This is a genomic window from Angustibacter luteus, assembly GCF_039541115.1.
GTDB classification, from domain to species: Bacteria; Actinomycetota; Actinomycetes; order Actinomycetales; family Angustibacteraceae; genus Angustibacter; species Angustibacter luteus.
On the sequence record NZ_BAABFP010000005.1, the window covers coordinates 154029 to 170307 of the forward strand.

Sequence of the window (16279 nt, forward strand, 5' to 3'; positions counted from 1 at the left end):
GGCCGGCCTTCGGGCCGGTTGCGTGCGTGAGCACGTCGGCGCCTCGGCGTCGGTGTCGCCCGTGCCGCTGACGGACCCGTGGTAGCTGGCTCCCCTCGCAACGGCGACGGGAGCCTTTCTCGTCTCCGCGGTCAGGACATCCGCCCGAACCGTGAGGAGCAGCACATCAGCGAGCCCCGCATCAACGACCGCATCCGGGTACCCGAGGTGCGGCTCGTCGGACCGAACGGCGAGCAGGTCGGCATCGTGCGCGTCGAGGACGCGCTCCGACTGGCGCAGGAGGCTGACCTCGACCTGGTCGAGGTGGCCCCCACCGCCCGTCCGCCGGTCTGCAAGCTCATGGACTTCGGCAAGTTCAAGTACGAAGCGGCTCTGAAGGCCCGTGAGGCCCGCAAGAACCAGATCAACACCGTGATCAAGGAGATCAAGCTCCGACCGAAGATCGACCCGCACGACTACGGCACCAAGAAGGGCCACGTCGTCCGGTTCCTCAAGGCCGGAGACAAGGTGAAGGTCACGATCATGTTCCGCGGACGTGAGCAGTCCCGGCCCGAGCTGGGCTACCGGCTGCTGCAGCGGCTCGCCGAGGACGTCGCCGAGCTCGGCTTCGTCGAGAGCGCGCCGAAGCAGGACGGCCGCAACATGATCATGGTGCTCGGACCCACGAAGAAGAAGGCCGAGGCCAAGGCCGAGGAGCGTCGCCGCCGCAGCGCGGACGACGCGCTGGCGGCCGAGGCCGGGACGACGACGGACGAGTCCGTCGAGGCCCCGGTCGTCACCGAGGCCCCGGTTCCGACCGAAGCCTGACCGAGGACAGCACGACGGTCGCCCCGGCGACCACCAAGCTTCCGGCCGCGACACCGTCGCGGCCGGCGGACGAGACAGCACGCCCGCCACCGTGGGCGAAGCAACGACGAGGAGAACGGCAGCCATGCCGAAGATGAAGACGCACAGCGGTGCGAAGAAGCGCTTCCGGATCACGGGCAAGGGCAAGGTCATGCGCGAGCAGGCCGGCCACGTCCACAAGTTCCACGAGAAGACGCCCCAGAAGGCGCGTCGCCTGTCGAACGACGTCGTGCTCGCGCCGGCGGACACGAAGAAGATCAAGAAGCTGCTCGGCCGCTGAGGCCACCGTTCCCCTGGGCGCCCGCACGGGCGCCGAGATTCACTGAAGGAGTACTCACGTGGCACGCGTGAAGCGGGCGGTCAACGCCCAGAAGAAGCGCCGGGTCGTCCTCGAGCGGGCGAGCGGCTACCGCGGTCAGCGCTCGCGCCTGTACCGCAAGGCCAAGGAGCAGGTCACCCACTCGATGACCTACGCCTACCGGGACCGGCGGGCCAAGAAGGGCGACTTCCGTCGCCTCTGGATCCAGCGCATCAACGCGGCCGCTCGCGTCAACGGCATGACGTACAACCGCTTCATCCAGGGGCTCAAGGCCGCGGGTGTCGAGGTCGACCGTCGCATGCTGGCCGAGCTGGCCGTCAACGACGCTGCGGCGTTCACCGCGCTCGTCGAGCTCTCGCGTGCGAACGTCCCGGCTCAGGCCGAGACCGACGCCGCCTGAGAAGAACCGTCCGGGCCATCGCGTGCCCGACCTCATGAAGCCGCCGCAGAGTGCCCGCGCACACTGCGGCGGCTTCGTGCTGCCCGGGGGCGTGCGCCCGTGAGCACCCCGACGGGCGCGCCGCTCCCGGCCCTGACGAACCCCCGGGCCGAGCGGGTCCGCAAGGTCGCCCAGCTGTCCCGCCGGGTCGGCCGCGAGCGGGCCGGGCGGTTCGTGGCCGAGGGTCCGCAGGCCGTGCGGGAGGCGATCGCCGCCCACGTGTCGTCCGGGGACGTCGTCCTCGACCTGTTCGCCACGCCCGACGCGGCGCAGCGGTGGTCCACCGAGCTCGCGGCCGCGCACGCCGCCGGGCTGGCCGTGGTGCTGGTCGCGGACGACGTGCTGGCCGCGATGACCGGCACCGTGACCCCGCAGGGTCTGCTGGCGGTGTGCCGGTTGCTCGACCGGCCGCTGGACGAGGTGCTGGACCGCGCCCTGGCGGTCCCCGCGGAGCGCACGACGCCGTTGGTCGCCGTGCTCTCGCACGTCCGCGACCCGGGCAACGCCGGCACGGTCCTGCGGGCGGCCGATGCGGCGGGCGCCGGGGCGGTGGTGCTGACCGAGGCGAGCGTGGACGTGCACAACCCCAAGTGCGTGCGGGCCACGGCAGGCAGCGCCTTCCACCTGCCCGTCGCGCAGGGGCCGGCGCTCGTCGACGTCGTGTCCGCACTGCGGGCCCGGGGCTTCGTGGTGCTGGCGGCGGACGGCGCCGGCGAGGCGGACCTGGACGAGCTGCAGGACGCCGCCGAGTCCGACGAGGGCGCGCTGCTGCGCCGCCCGACGGCGTGGATCTTCGGCAACGAGGCGTGGGGCCTCAGCGAGGAGCAGCGCGGCCTGGCCGATGCCGTGGTGCGGGTGCCGCTGCGTGGCGGCGCCGAGAGCCTGAACCTCGCGATGGCGGCCACGGTCTGCCTCTACGCCTCGTCGCGCGCCGGACGGCGCCTGCCGTCCACCCGCCGCGAGAGTCGATAGAGTCCGGGGCATGCCACGCCGCCCAGCGCTCGCCCGCCCCAGGGGTGGCCGATGACCGCTGGACCTCCGGTGGATCTCGACCACCTGCCGGACGGAGTGCTGGTCGCCGGTGCCGATGCCCGCGTCACGGCCGTGAACGCGGCGGCCGAGCGCGTCCTGCACATGTCCCGTGCCGCGCTGCTCGGCCAGGACGTCCGCCAGGCCCTGCCGCTGCGCAACACCGAGGGCCAGCGCTGGTGGGACTGCACGGATCCGTGGAGCGGACTGGCCACCCGGAGCGGGCACCGGGAACGGCTGCTGCTGCTGCCTGGCGACGGCAAGCCGGTCGAGGTGTTGGTCACCGCCAGCTACCGCCGCTCGGCCATGAGCGCGCCCGTCGACGCCGTGGTGCTGGGGCTGCGGGACGCGAAGGCGCGCCAGCGCACCCAGGAGGAGCACGGCGCCCTCATCTCCACCGTCGCCCACGAGCTGCGCTCCCCGCTGACCTCGGTCAAGGGCTTCACGGCGACCCTGCTGCGCCGCTGGGAGCGGTTCACCGACGACCAGAAGCGGTTCATGCTGGAGACGATCGAGCACGACGCGGACCGGGTGACCCGGCTGATCAGCGAGCTGCTCGACATCTCGCGGATCGACGCCGGCCGGCTCGAGGTGCACGCCCAGCCCGTCGACCTCGCCGCCGCCGCCCGTCGGCACGTCGACCGGATGGTCGCCAGCGGTAACGACCAGCGCAAGTTCGTCGTGCACGCCGCCCCGCACCTGCCCGAGGTCTGGGCCGACCCGGACCGCCTCGACCAGGTCATGTCCAACCTGCTGGAAAACGCCGTGCGGCACGGGGACGGCATGGTGACACTGGACCTCGTGGCCACGTCCGAGGTGCTCAGCGCCGGCTCCGACCCGGAGCCGGTCGTCGCGGTGAGCGTCAGCGACGAGGGCGAGGGCATCGACGAGGAGAACCTGCAGCGGGTGTTCACCCGGTTCTGGCACGGCCACCGGCGCGGCGGCACGGGCCTCGGGCTGTACCTGGTGCGCGGTCTTGTCGAGGCGCACGGCGGCAAGATCACGGTCGGACGGGCCGCCTCGGGCGGTGCCGAGTTCCGATTTACGCTGCCCGCCTCGGTCCCGGACCACGTGGCCTGAGCGCGGGCGCCCACCCCGACCTCGCAGCACCCTCGCTCGTCGAAAGGCAATCCCATGTCCGGCCCCAACTCCAGCTACGACCCGGTGGAGGTCGAGGCGCTGAAGCCCGCCGCCGTCGAGGCCGCGCTGGCCGACGCGCTGGCCGCAGCCGCGGCCGCGACCACCCTGGACGACCTCAAGACGGCCCGGCTCGCGCACGCGGGGGACCGCAGCGCCCTCGCGCTGGCCAACCGCGAGATCGCCGCCCTGCCGCCGGCCGCCAAGGCCGACGCCGGACGCCGGGTCGGACGGGCCCGCGGGCAGGTGTCCCGCGCGTTCGCCGACCGACAGGCCGTGCTCGAGGACGAGCGCGACGCGCGGGTCCTCGTCGAGGAGGGCGTGGACGTCACCCTGCCCGCCGGACGCACGCTGCGCGGTGCGCGGCACCCGCTGAACACGCTCCAGGACAAGGTGAACGACCTGTTCGTCGGGCTCGGCTGGGAGGTCGCCGAGGGACCCGAGCTCGAGTCGGAGTGGTTCAACTTCGACGCCCTGAACTTCGACCCGGACCACCCGGCGCGGCAGATGCAGGACACCTTCTTCGTCGAGCCACCCGAGGCCGGGCTGGTGCTGCGCACGCACACCTCGCCGGTGCAGGTCCGCAGCCTGCTCGAGCGCGGCGTCCCGACGTACGTGATCTGCCCCGGCAAGGTGTTCCGCACGGATGAGCTGGACGCCACGCACACCCCGGTGTTCCACCAGGTGGAGGGGCTGGCGGTCGACGAGGGCCTGACCTTCGCGCACCTGAAGGGCACGCTGGACCACTTCGCCCACGAGATGTTCGGCGACGGGACGGCGACCCGCTGGCGCCCGTCGTTCTTCCCGTTCACGGAGCCCAGCGCGGAGGTGGACCTGCAGTGCGTCGTCTGCCGCGGCACCGACCGGTCCTGCCGGACCTGCGGCGGCACCGGCTGGATCGAGTGGGGCGGGTGCGGCATGGTCCACCCGAACGTGCTGCGCTCCTGCGGCGTCGACCCGGATCGGTACTCCGGCTTCGCGTTCGGGATGGGCGTCGAACGGACCCTGATGATGCGCTACGGCGTGCGCGACATGCGCGACATGGTCGAGGGCGACGTCCGGTTCAGCCAGCACTACGGGATGGAGATCTGATGCGCGCCCCGCTGTCCTGGCTGCGCGAGCACACCGACCTGCCGGCCGAGGCGACCGCCGAGGACGTGCAGGCCGTGCTGGTGCGGGTCGGTTTCGAGGAGGAGGCGATCCACCGCGCCGACCTGGTCGGTCCGCTGGTCGTCGGCGAGGTGCTCACGGCCGAGCGCGAGCCGCAGAAGAACGGCAAGACCATCTCCTGGTGCCAGGTGCGGGTCGGCGCCGGCCACGGCGCGGACGGCGGCGACGTCCGCGGGATCGTGTGCGGTGCACCGAACTTCGAGGCGGGGGACCGGGTCGTCGTGGCGCTGCCCGGGGCCGTGCTTCCCGGCGGATTCGAGATCGCCTCGCGCAAGACCTACGGCCACGTGTCCGACGGGATGATCTGCTCCGAGCGCGAGCTCGGCCTGGGTGACGACCACAGCGGCATCATCGTGCTGTCCCGCATCGGCCTCGGCGACGCCGAGGTGGGCACGGACGCACTGGCCCTGCTGGGGCTGGACGATGTCGCCGTCGAGGTGAACGTCAACCCCGACCGCGGCTACTGCTTCAGCCTGCGCGGCCTTGCCCGCGAGTACGCGGTGAGCGCAGGCGGCCGGTTCGTCGACCCGGTCGACCCGCAGGTCGTGGTGGCACCCGCGCCGGACGGCCAGGGTCACCCGGTTCGGCTCGCCGACGACGGGCCGCTGCGCGGCACGCCGGGCTGCGACCGCTACGTCGCGCGCACCGTGCGCGGCTTCGACCCGACCGCCGCCACCCCGCCGTGGATGCGCCGGGTCCTTCGGCTGTGCGGCATGCGGCCGATCTCGCTCGCGGTCGACGTGACCAACTACGTGATGCTCGCGACCGGGCAGCCGCTGCACGCCTTCGACCTGGACGCGCTCGGCGACGAGATCGTGGTGCGCCGGGCCCGGTCGGGCGAACGGCTGTCCACGCTGGACGGCGTCGAGCGGACGCTGGACGTCGAGGACCTGCTGATCACGGACGAGTCCGACGGGCGCTCCCGGGTGCTCGCCCTGGCCGGGGTGATGGGTGGCGCGAGCAGCGAGGTGCGCGACGCCACGACGAACCTGCTCGTCGAGTCGGCGCACTTCGACCCGATCACCGTGGCCCGCACCGCGCGCCGGCACAAGCTGCCGACGGAGGCCGGACGGCGCTACGAGCGCGGCGTGGACACGGACCTCGCCGACCGCGCGGCCGAGCTCGCCGTCCGGCTGCTCGCCGAGCTGGGTGGCGGCTCGGGATCCAGTGGGATCACGGATGTGGACGAGCGAGTTCCCCGGCCGGCGCTGCTGATGCCCGTGGACCTGCCGACCCGGTTGGTCGGGGTGAGCTACACCCGCGAGCAGGTGGTCCAGGCCCTGGAGGCCGTCGGCTGCCTGGTCTCGCCCGCCGCGATCGAGGGTGCGGACGACGCCGACGCCGCCCGCGAGGACCTGCAGGTGGTGGTGCCGTCGTGGCGTCCGGACCTGGTGCAGGGCGCGGACCTGGTCGAGGAGGTCGCCCGGGTGCACGGCTACGAGCACATCCCGTCGGTGCTGCCGCAGGCGCCGGCCGGTCGTGGGCTGACGCGTTCGCAGCGGCTGCGCCGGTCGGCGGCGCGCTCGCTGGCCGAGCGCGGGCTGGTCGAGGTGCTCACGTACCCGTTCACGTCGGTGGAGCGGTTCGACGCGCTCGGCCTGCCCGCGGACGACGTCCGTCGCCGGGCGCTGCGGCTGGCGAACCCGTTGAGCGAGCAGGAACCCCTGCTGCGTACCAGCGTCCTGGCCACGCTGCCGGACGCCGCCCGCCGCAACGTCTCGCGCGGCCAGCGCGACGTCGCCCTGTTCGAGGTGGGCCGGGTCTTCCGCCCGAGCGGCGAACCAGTGGCTGCCCCCCGCCCGGGCGGTGGTCGACGTCCGGACGACGCCGTGCTCGCCGAGCTGGAGGCCGGGGTGCCGGCTCAGCCGTGGCTGGTCGGCCTGCTGCTGGCCGGTCAGCGCGAGCCGGCCGGCTGGTGGGGACCGGGGCGGGCTGCGGACTGGGCGGACGCCGTGGACGCGGTGCAGGGACTCGCCCAGGCGTTGGGAGTGCCGCCGCTGCGCGTGACGGCCGACCAGCACGAGCCGTGGCACCCGGGGCGGTGCGCCCGGCTCGAGCTGGCGGACGGCACGCTCGTCGGGCACGCCGGCGAGCTCGCGCCGAAGGTCGTCGCGGCCCTCGACCTGCCCGAGCGCACGTGTGCGGCCGAGGTCGACCTCGACGTCCTGGTCGCCGCGGCGCCCGAGGTGATCGAGGCCGAGCCCGTGCTCACCCACCCGGTCGCCCTGCGCGACGTGGCCCTCGTGGTCGGCGCCGACGTCCCCGCCGCTCGCGTCGAGCAGGCGCTGTGGGACGGCGGCGGCGCGCTGGTCGAGCAGGTGCGGTTGTTCGACGACTACCGCGGCGAGCAGGTGGAGCCCGGCAAGCGGTCGCTGGCGTACCGGCTGGTGCTGCGGGCGCCGGACCGGACGCTGACCGGCGAGGAGGCCGCGGCCGCCACGGATGCCGCGGTCGCGGCGGCGGTCGAGGCCACCGGGGCGGTCCTGCGCGACCACTGACCCCCACCTCCCCGCGGTGATCATGCACGTTCGCCCCGCGACGTCGTGGCGTGCGGGGCGAACGTGCATGATCACCGCGGGAGGTGGGGTGACGCGAGGGGTGGCGACGCAGGGTGCATCGACTCGCTCGGTTGTGTATAGTCATGCAACATGGTGAGTGTGGCGGTCGCGGGTGCCAGCGGGTACGCCGGTGGTGAGGTGCTGCGGCTGTCCCTGGGCCACCCGCAGCTGACGGTCGGCGCGCTGACCGCGGGGGCCAGTGCCGGCACTGCGCTGGGCCAGCACCACCCGCACCTGCGACCGCTGGCGGACCGCGTGCTGGAGGCGACCACGGTCGAGGTGCTCGCCGGCCACGACGTCGTCGTGCTCGCGCTGCCGCACGGGGAGTCCGCGCGGCTGGTCGAGCAGCTGCCCCCCGACACGGTGGTCATCGACTGCGGAGCCGACTTCCGGCTCGCCGACCCGGCCGCCTGGAAGACCTTCTACGGCAGTGACCACGCCGGCACCTGGCCGTACGGGCTGCCCGAGCTGCCGCTGGCCGGTGGTGGCCGGCAGCGCGACGTCCTCGCCCTGGCCCGCCGCATCGCCGTCCCCGGCTGCTACCCGACGGCCGTCAGCCTGGCGCTCGCGCCCGGCTTCGCGGCCGGGCTCACCGAGCCCGACGACGTCGTCGTGGTCGCCGCCTCCGGGACGTCGGGGGCCGGGCGCTCGCTGAAACCGCACCTGCTCGGCTCCGAGGTGATGGGGTCGATGTCGCCGTACGGGGTCGGCGGCGGCCACCGGCACACGCCCGAGATCGAGCAGAACCTCGCGCTCGCGGCCGGAGCGCCGGTCACGGCCTCGTTCACGCCCACGCTGGCCCCGATGGCCCGCGGCATCCTGGCCACCTGCACGGCCCGGCTGCGACCTGGCGTCAGCGCGAGCTCGGTGCGCGAGGCGTGGCAGCACGCCTACGCCGACGAGCCGTTCGTCGAGCTGCGGCCCGAGGGCAGCTGGCCGCGCACCGCCGACGTCAACGGCGCCAACACCGTGCACCTGCAGGTCGCCGTCGACGAGCGGGCCGGCCGGGTGGTCGCCGTCGCCGCCGTCGACAACCTGGTCAAGGGCACGGCCGGCGCCGCGATCCAGTGCGCGAACCTCGCCCTGGGGCTGCCCGAGGCCCTCGGCCTGCCCGTGGTGGGGGTGGCACCGTGAGCGTCACCGCTGCGAAGGGCTTCCGGGCCGCGGGGGTCACCGCCGGCCTCAAGCCGTCCGGCAAGCCGGACGTCGCCCTCGTCGTCAACGACGGGCCCGGCACGGCCGCCGCCGCCGTCTACACCAGCAACCGGTGCAAGGCGAATCCCGTGCTGTGGAGCGAGGTGGCCAGCGCGGACGGCGTGGTGCGCGCCGTCGTCCTGAACTCGGGCGGGGCGAACTGCTACACCGGACCGGCCGGGTTCGCGGTGACCCACGCCAGCGCCGAGCTCGTCGCGCGCGTCGTCGGCGTCGACGCCGGGGACGTCGTGGTCTGCTCCACCGGGCTGATCGGTCAGCCGCTCGACCAGCCGTTGCTGGAGGCAGGAATCGAGTCCGCCGCCGCCGCGTTGGCGGCCGACGGTGGGCCGGCCGCCGCCACCGCCATCATGACCACGGACACGGTCGCCAAGGAGACCGTCCAGGCCGGCAACGGGTGGGTCGTCGGTGGCATGGCCAAGGGCGCCGGCATGCTCGCGCCCGCGCTGGCCACCATGCTCGTGGTGCTCAGCACGGACGCGGACGTCGACGCCGCCCAGTGCGACGCGGCGCTGCGGGCGGCGACCCGGGTCACCTTCGACCGGCTCGACTCGGACGGCTGCCAGTCCACCAACGACACGGTGCTGCTGATGGCCAGCGGCGCCAGCGGCGTGCGACCGGACGCCGACGCGTTCACCGCCGCCGTCACCGCGGTCTGCCACGACCTGGCCCAGCAGCTCATGCGGGACGCCGAGGGCGCCGACCACGACATCGCCATCGAGGTCGTGCACGCCGCGACGGAGGACGAGGCCGTCGAGGTGGCCCGGTCGGTCGCCCGCAGCAACTTGTTCAAGGCCGCCGTGTTCGGCCGGGACGCCAACTGGGGCCGGGTGCTCGCGGCGGTCGGGACGACGTCCGCGGCCTTCGACCCGTCCGTGCTGGACGTCGCGATGAACGGGGTCTGGATCGCCCGCGACGGCGGTCCGGGGGACAGCCGCGACGGCATCGACCTCGAGGGCCGCGACGTGCACGTGCTCATCGACCTCAAGGAAGGCGACGCGACCGCCACCGTGTGGACGAACGACCTGACGCACGCGTACGTGCACGAGAACTCGGCGTACTCGACATGAGCGACACCCGCCGCTGGGGCAGCACCCGCCCCATGCGCGAGGACAACCCGGAGTGGGACGCGACGCGCGCAGCCGTCCTGGTCGACGCGCTGCCCTGGCTCAAGGAGTTCTACGGGCAGGTCGTCGTGATCAAGTACGGCGGCAACGCGATGACCGACCCCGACCTCAAGCGCGCGTTCGCCCAGGACATGGTCTTCCTGCGGCACGTCGGCATCCGACCCGTGGTCGTGCACGGCGGGGGGCCGCAGGTCACCGCCATGCTCAACCGGCTCGGCGTCGACTCCCAGTTCCGGGCGGGCCTGCGGGTCACCACCGAGGACACCGTGGACGTCGTCCGGATGGTGCTGGTCGGGCAGGTCGGGCGCGAGCTGGTCGGTCTGATCAACGAGCACGGACCGCACGCCGTGGGGCTGTCCGGCGAGGACGCCGGGCTGTTCCGCGCCGAGCGCACCCGGCCGCTGGTGAACGGCGAGCCGGTGGACGTCGGCCTGGTCGGCGACGTGGTCCAGGTGGACCCCACCGCGGTGCTGGACCTGGTGGCGGCCGGGCGCATCCCCGTGGTGTCCAGCATCGCGCCCGAGGCCAGCGGGCAGGTGCTGAACGTGAACGCGGACACCGCGGCCGCTGCGCTCGCCGTCGCGCTCGGTGCGGTCAAGCTCGTCGTCCTCACCGACGTCGAGGGGCTCTACGCGGACTGGCCGGACCGCAGCTCCCTGGTGCAGAAGATCGGTGCGGACGAGCTCGAGCAGGTGCTGCCGCAGATCGACTCCGGGATGGCGCCCAAGATGGCCGCGTGCCTACGCGCCGTCCGGGGCGGGGTGGGCCGGGCGACCGTGGTGAACGGCCGGCTCGAGCACGCCCTGCTGCTCGAGATGCTGACCAGCGAGGGGACCGGGACGATGGTGACGCCGTGAACGAGTTCGTGCCGATGCCCGCGCTGCCGGCGGGGCTCGCCGGTCACGCCGGGGCCGAGTGGCTCGACCGCTACACGCACGCCCTGCTGCCGACGTACGGCGTGCCGCAGCGCGCGCTCGTGCGCGGCGACGGCGCGTACGTGTGGGACGCCGACGGACGGCGCTACCTAGACCTGCTCGGCGGCATCGCCACCAACGTGCTGGGCCACGCCCACCCCACCCTGGTGGGCGCGGTCAGCGCCCAGCTGGCCACCCTCGGCCACGTCTCCAACTTCTTCGCCAGCCCGCAGCAGGTCGCGCTCGCCGAACGCCTGCTGGCCCTGCTCGAGGCGCCGCAGGGGTCGAGGGTCTTCCTGGCCAACTCGGGGGCCGAGGCCAACGAGGGCGCCTTCAAGGTGGCCCGGCGCACCGGCCGCCCGCGCATCCTCGCGCTGCAGGGTGCCTTCCACGGCCGCACCATGGGCGCGCTCGCCCTGACCCACAAGCCCGACTACCGCGAGCCGTTCGCACCGCTGCCCGGTGGCGTCGAGCACGTCCCGGCCGGCGACCTCGGCGCGCTCGAGGCCGCCCTGGACGGTGACGTCGCCGCCCTGTTCGTCGAGGTGATCCAGGGTGAGGCGGGCGTGCGTCCGCTGCCCGAGGGGTACCTGGCGGCGGCGCGCGAGCTCACCGCGTCGGTGGGTGCGCTGCTGGTGGTCGACGAGGTGCAGACCGGCGTCGGGCGCACGGGCCACTGGTTCGCGCACACCCGGCACGGCGTCGTCCCGGACGTCGTCACGGTGGCCAAGGGGTTGGGCGGCGGCATCCCGGTGGGGGCCATGGTCACCCTCGGCGAGCGGGCGTCCGGTCTGCTCGGTGCGGGCCAGCACGGCACCACGTTCGGCGGGAACCCGGTCGCCTCCGCTGCCGCGCTCGCCACCCTGCACGTGATCGAGCGCGACGGTCTGCTGGACAACGTCAGCAGCGTGGGACGGCGCCTCGCCGAGGGCGCGCCCGCGGCGGGTGGGTCGCTCGTCACCGACGTCCGCGGCGAGGGCCTGCTGCTCGGGCTGCACCTGGCCCGGCCACGAGCCAAGGAGCTCACCGCCGCCGCCCTGGAGGCCGGCTTCATCGTCAACGCCGTCGGCCCCGACACGGTGCGGCTGGCGCCGCCGCTGATCCTGACCGCGGACCAGGCAGACTCCTTCCTCGCGGCGCTGCCGCAGCTGGTCCAGACCGCCGAACCCGACGAGGAGTCCTGACATGCCGCGCCACTTCCTGCGTGACGACGACCTGAGCCCCGCCGAGCTGGCGGAGGTCCTCGACCTCGCCGCGCACGCCAAGGCAGACCGGTTGGCCCTGCGTCCGCTGGAGGGTCCGCGAGCCGTGGCCGTCATCTTCGACAAGCCGTCCACCCGCACCCGGGTCTCGTTCAGCGTCGGCATCGCCGAGCTCGGCGGCTACCCGCTGGTGATCGACGCGGCCAGCAGCCAGCTCGGTCGCGGCGAGCCCGTCGAGGACACCACCCGCGTGCTCGACCGCCAGGTCGCCGCGATCGTCTGGCGCACCTTCGGCCAGGAGCGGATCGAGGCGATGGCCTCCGTCAGCCGCGTCCCCGTCGTCAACGCGCTCACCGACGAGTTCCACCCGTGCCAGATCCTGGCCGACCTGCTGACCGTGCGCGAGCACAAGAAGACCCTGGCCGGCCTCACCTTCAGCTACCTGGGCGACGGCGCGAACAACATGGCGCACTCGTACCTGCTCGGCGGCGCGGCCGCGGGCCTGCACGTGCGGGTCGGCACCCCGTCGTCCCACCTGCCGGACCCGGCGATCGTCGAGCGGGCTCGGCAGATCGCCGACGAGACCGGCGGCTCGGTGCTGGTCACCGACAGCGCCGAAGGGGCCGCGGACAGCGCCGACGTGCTCGCCACCGACACCTGGGTCTCGATGGGTCAGGAAGGCGAGAAGGGCGAGCGGGCCGGCGCGGCCAGCCCGTTCGCGCCGTACGCCATCGACGGGGCGCTGCTGGCCCGCAGCGCGGCCGACGCCGTGGTGCTGCACTGCCTGCCGGCCTACCGCGGCCTGGAGATCAGCGCCGACGTCATCGACGGACCCCAGTCCGTGGTCTGGGACGAGGCGGAGAACCGGCTGCACGCCCAGAAGGCCCTGCTGACCTGGTTGCTGGAGCGCAGCCCGTGACCGCCGCGACCCGGACCACCCCGCAGACCAAGGCGGCCCGCCAGCAGCGGATCGCGGACCTGCTCGGCCGGACCGCGGTGCGCTCGCAGACCCAGCTGGCGCAGCTGCTCGCCGACGACGGCATCGACGTCACCCAGGCCACCCTGTCGCGTGACCTGGTCCAGATGGGCGCCGTGCGGGTGCGCGGCACGACCGGGGAGCTCGTGTACGCCGTGCCCGCCGAGGGCGGTGACCGCACGCCGCGGGCCGCGGACCTGGGCGGCGACGCCCGGCTGGCCAAGGTCGCCAGCGAGGTGCTGGTCTCGGCTGAGGCGTCCGCCAACCTCGTCGTGCTGCGCACCCCGCCGGGCGCCGCGAACTACCTGGCCTCCGCCCTCGACCACGCCGACGCGGCCGACCTGCTCGGCACCATCGCCGGCGACGACACGGTCCTGCTGATCGCGCGCGACCCCGAGGGCGGCGCGGCGCTCGCCGCCCGGCTGCTCGCCGTCGCCGAGGGCACCGACCCCGTCGCCACGCCGCCGCAAGCCCTCCAGACCGACGTCCAGACCCAGCCCGACGAGACCAACCGAAGGAACCCACGGTGAGCAAGGTCCTGACCTCCCTGCCCGGCGGCGAGCGGATCGGCATCGCCTTCTCGGGCGGCCTCGACACCTCGGTCGCGGTCGCCTGGATGCGTGAGAAGGGTGCCGTCCCGTGCACCTACACCGCCGACATCGGCCAGTACGACGAGCCGGACGTGCAGGGCGTGCCGGCGCGGGCCCTGCAGTACGGCGCCGAGCTGGCCCGCGCGGTGGACTGCAAGCAGGCGCTGGTCGAGGAGGGGCTGGCCGCGCTGGCCTGCGGGGCGTTCCACATCCGTTCCGGCGGCCGCGCGTACTTCAACACCACCCCGCTCGGCCGCGCCGTGACCGGGACGATGCTGGTGCGCGCCATGCACGAGGACGGCGTGGACATCTGGGGCGACGGCTCGACCTTCAAGGGCAACGACATCGAGCGGTTCTACCGCTACGGGCTGCTCGCGAACCCCTCGCTGCGCATCTACAAGCCGTGGCTGGACGCGCAGTTCGTCGAGGAGCTGGGCGGCCGCGCCGAGATGAGCCAGTGGCTGACCGAACGGGGGCTGCCGTACCGGGACAGCCACGAGAAGGCGTACTCGACCGACGCCAACATCTGGGGCGCCACGCACGAGGCCAAGACCCTCGAGCACCTGGACGTCTCGCTGGAGTCGGTCGAACCGATCATGGGGGTGCGGTTCTGGGACCCGGCGGTGCTGATCGACCCCGAGGACGTCACCATCCGGTTCGAGGCGGGCCGGCCGGTGGCGATCAACGGCGCGCGCTTCGACGACCCGGTCGCCCTCGTGCACGAGGCGAACGCGGTCGGGGGCCGGCACGGCCTCGGCATGTCCGACCAGATCGAGAACCGGATCATCGAGGCCAAGAGCCGGGGGATCTACGAGGCGCCGGGCATGGCCCTGCTCTGGGCGGCGTACGAGCGGCTGGTCAACGCCATCCACAACGAGGACACCATCGCGAGCTACCACGCCCACGGCCGCCGGCTGGGCCGGCTGATGTACGAGGGTCGCTGGCTCGACCCGCAGTCCCTGATGCTGCGCGAGTCGATCCAGCGCTGGATCGCTTCCGTGGTCACCGGTGAGGTCACCCTGCGGCTGCGTCGCGGCGAGGACTACACGGTGCTGCGCACGCAGGGCCCGGCCCTGTCGTACCACCCGGACAAGCTGTCGATGGAGCGCACCGAGAACGCAGCGTTCGGTCCCACCGACCGGATCGGCCAGCTGACCATGCGCAACCTGGACATCGCCGACTCGCGGGCGCTGCTCGAGCTCTACGCCGGGCAGCCGCTGGACCAGGGCCAGGTCCTCGTCGAGCACGGCACGCTGTTCGGTGAGCTGCCTGCCGGCGGCGCCGACCGGATCGCCGCCAACCCCGCGGTGGCCGGCGACGAGGAGGCCGCGCTGGAGAACGCCGCGATGGAGACGGGAACCGACTGATGGAGCAGGGCACCTCGGGGACCAACGCCGGTGCGCTGTGGGGCGGCCGGTTCGCCGGCGGTCCGGCGGACGCGCTGGCCGCGCTGAGCAAGTCGACCCACTTCGACTGGCGGCTCGCCCGGCACGACATCGAGGGCTCCCGGGCGCACGCCCGCGTACTCGGTGCCGCCGGTCTGCTGGACGACGAGCAGCTGGCGGGGATGCTGGCGGCGCTCGACGTGCTGGACGCGGACGTCGAGGCCGGCCGGTTCGGGCCGGCGCCGGACGACGAGGACGTGCACGCGGCCCTCGAGCGCGGGCTGATCGAGCGGGCCGGGACCGAGCTGGGCGGCCGGCTGCGGGCCGGTCGCTCGCGCAACGACCAGATCGCCACGCTGGTGCGGATGTACCTGCGCGAGCACGCCCGGCTGGTCGCGGCGGGGGTGCTGGACGTCGTGGACGCCCTGGTCGCCCAGGCGGCCGCCCACCCCGGCGCGGCCATGCCGGGGCGGACCCACCTGCAGCACGCCCAGCCGGTGCTGCTCGCGCACCACCTGCTGGCCCACGCCTGGCCGCTGTTGCGCGACGTGGCGCGCCTGCAGGACTGGGACGCGCGCGCCGCGGCGTCGCCGTACGGCTCCGGTGCGCTGGCCGGGACGTCACTGGGCCTCGACCCGGCAGCGGTCGCCCGCGACCTGGGTTTCGAGCGGCCCGTGGAGAACTCCATCGACGGCACCGCGGCCCGCGACGTGGTCGCGGAGTTCTCGTTCGTGGCCGCGATGATCGGGGTGGACCTGTCCCGGCTGGCCGAGGAGGTCGTGCTCTGGGCGACGAAGGAGTTCTCGTTCGTCACGCTGGACGACGCCTACTCGACCGGGTCGAGCATCATGCCGCAGAAGAAGAACCCGGACGTCGCCGAGCTGGCCCGCGGCAAGGCGGGCCGCCTGATCGGCGACCTCACCGGACTGCTGGCGACGCTCAAGGGGCTGCCGCTGGCCTACAACCGGGACCTGCAGGAGGACAAGGAGCCGGTCTTCGACGCCGTGGACACGCTCGAGGTGCTGCTGCCGGCCGTCGCCGGCATGGTCGCCACCCTGCAGTTCCACACCGACCGGCTCGCCGCCCTCGCGCCGCAGGGCTTCGCGCTGGCCACCGACGTCGCCGAGTGGCTCGTCCGCCAGGGGGTGCCGTTCCGGGTCGCGCACGAGGTGGCCGGGGCCTGCGTGCGCGAGTGCGAGGAGCGCGGCATCGAGCTGTGGGACCTGGCGGACGACGACCTCGCGGCGATCTCGGAGCACCTGACCCCCGGCGTCCGCTCCGTGCTGTCCGTCGAGGGCTCGCTGGCCTCGCGCGACGCCGTCGGCGGCACCGCGCCGTCCCGGGTCGGCGAGCAGCTGGCGCTCGCGGAGCAGAC

The 16279-nt window shown here is 73.9% G+C and carries 15 protein-coding genes; all 15 read left to right on the plus strand.

What is annotated here, in order from left to right; all coding sequences use genetic code 11:
* The first annotated feature begins 165 nt into the window (after window positions 1–165).
* Window positions 166–807, plus strand: coding sequence for a translation initiation factor IF-3 (gene infC / locus ABEB17_RS09855; protein ID WP_345717321.1), 642 nt, complete (start codon window positions 166–168; stop codon window positions 805–807).
* 124 nt (window positions 808–931) lie between these two features.
* Window positions 932–1126: a 50S ribosomal protein L35 gene (gene rpmI, locus ABEB17_RS09860; RefSeq protein WP_345716527.1), complete on the plus strand. Its 195-nt coding sequence runs from the start codon at window positions 932–934 to the stop codon at window positions 1124–1126.
* Between the two features lie 58 nt (window positions 1127–1184).
* A complete protein-coding gene (gene rplT / locus ABEB17_RS09865) occupies window positions 1185–1565 on the plus strand; it encodes a 50S ribosomal protein L20 (protein WP_345716528.1) in 381 nt (126 codons plus the stop codon).
* Between the two features lie 99 nt (window positions 1566–1664).
* On the plus strand, window positions 1665–2576 hold the full coding sequence (locus tag ABEB17_RS09870; protein ID WP_345716529.1) for a TrmH family RNA methyltransferase: 912 nt from the start codon (window positions 1665–1667) through the stop codon (window positions 2574–2576).
* A gap of 51 nt (window positions 2577–2627) precedes the next feature.
* Window positions 2628–3713 (plus strand): sensor histidine kinase, encoded by a 1086-nt coding sequence (locus tag ABEB17_RS09875; RefSeq protein WP_345716530.1) that lies wholly within the window; start codon window positions 2628–2630, stop codon window positions 3711–3713.
* Window positions 3714–3767: 54 nt separating this feature from the next.
* Entirely contained in the window at window positions 3768–4862 is a 1095-nt protein-coding gene (pheS, locus tag ABEB17_RS09880) for a phenylalanine--tRNA ligase subunit alpha (RefSeq protein ID WP_345716531.1), read from the plus strand.
* Window positions 4862–7438 carry a phenylalanine--tRNA ligase subunit beta gene (pheT, locus tag ABEB17_RS09885; protein WP_345716532.1) on the plus strand — a complete coding sequence of 859 codons (2577 nt, stop codon included), beginning with the start codon at window positions 4862–4864 and terminating at the stop codon, window positions 7436–7438. The genes pheS and pheT overlap by 1 nt, the downstream gene beginning before the upstream one ends.
* Before the next feature lie 150 nt (window positions 7439–7588).
* A complete protein-coding gene (gene argC / locus ABEB17_RS09890) occupies window positions 7589–8632 on the plus strand; it encodes an N-acetyl-gamma-glutamyl-phosphate reductase (protein ID WP_345716533.1) in 1044 nt (347 codons plus the stop codon).
* Complete coding sequence (argJ, locus tag ABEB17_RS09895; RefSeq protein WP_345716534.1) at window positions 8629–9780, plus strand: bifunctional glutamate N-acetyltransferase/amino-acid acetyltransferase ArgJ; 1152 nt, start codon at window positions 8629–8631, stop codon at window positions 9778–9780. Before argC ends, argJ begins: the two co-directional genes overlap by 4 nt.
* Window positions 9781–9812: 32 nt before the next feature.
* Window positions 9813–10694 carry an acetylglutamate kinase gene (gene argB, locus ABEB17_RS09900; protein ID WP_345717322.1) on the plus strand — a complete coding sequence of 294 codons (882 nt, stop codon included), beginning with the start codon at window positions 9813–9815 and terminating at the stop codon, window positions 10692–10694.
* A gap of 14 nt (window positions 10695–10708) precedes the next feature.
* Entirely contained in the window at window positions 10709–11935 is a 1227-nt protein-coding gene (locus ABEB17_RS09905; protein ID WP_345717323.1) for an acetylornithine transaminase, read from the plus strand.
* Window position 11936: 1 nt separating this feature from the next.
* Window positions 11937–12872: an ornithine carbamoyltransferase gene (gene argF, locus ABEB17_RS09910; RefSeq protein ID WP_345716535.1), complete on the plus strand. Its 936-nt coding sequence runs from the start codon at window positions 11937–11939 to the stop codon at window positions 12870–12872.
* Complete coding sequence (locus tag ABEB17_RS09915) at window positions 12869–13459, plus strand: arginine repressor (RefSeq protein WP_345716536.1); 591 nt, start codon at window positions 12869–12871, stop codon at window positions 13457–13459. The genes argF and ABEB17_RS09915 overlap by 4 nt, the downstream gene beginning before the upstream one ends.
* Window positions 13456–14886, plus strand: a complete 1431-nt coding sequence (gene argG / locus ABEB17_RS09920; protein ID WP_345716537.1) for an argininosuccinate synthase — start codon at window positions 13456–13458, stop codon at window positions 14884–14886. Before ABEB17_RS09915 ends, argG begins: the two co-directional genes overlap by 4 nt.
* Window positions 14886–16279 (plus strand): argininosuccinate lyase (gene argH / locus ABEB17_RS09925; protein WP_345716538.1); only part of this gene is annotated, 1394 nt, incomplete at its 3' end. The genes argG and argH, both read left to right, overlap by 1 nt.

Excerpts from the sequence above, each read along its gene's own strand:
- rpmI (WP_345716527.1), top strand. The coding sequence starts at position 932 with ATGCCGAAGATGAAGACGCACAGCGGTGCGAAGAAGCGCTTCCGGATC.
- argC (WP_345716533.1), top strand. The coding sequence starts at position 7,589 with ATGGTGAGTGTGGCGGTCGCGGGTGCCAGCGGGTACGCCGGTGGTGAG.
- argF (WP_345716535.1), top strand. The coding sequence starts at position 11,937 with ATGCCGCGCCACTTCCTGCGTGACGACGACCTGAGCCCCGCCGAGCTG.
- pheT (WP_345716532.1), top strand. The coding sequence starts at position 4,862 with ATGCGCGCCCCGCTGTCCTGGCTGCGCGAGCACACCGACCTGCCGGCC.
- argB (WP_345717322.1), top strand. The coding sequence starts at position 9,813 with ATGCGCGAGGACAACCCGGAGTGGGACGCGACGCGCGCAGCCGTCCTG.
- pheS (WP_345716531.1), top strand. The coding sequence starts at position 3,768 with ATGTCCGGCCCCAACTCCAGCTACGACCCGGTGGAGGTCGAGGCGCTG.
- ABEB17_RS09875 (WP_345716530.1), top strand. The coding sequence starts at position 2,628 with ATGACCGCTGGACCTCCGGTGGATCTCGACCACCTGCCGGACGGAGTG.
- ABEB17_RS09905 (WP_345717323.1), top strand. The coding sequence starts at position 10,709 with ATGCCCGCGCTGCCGGCGGGGCTCGCCGGTCACGCCGGGGCCGAGTGG.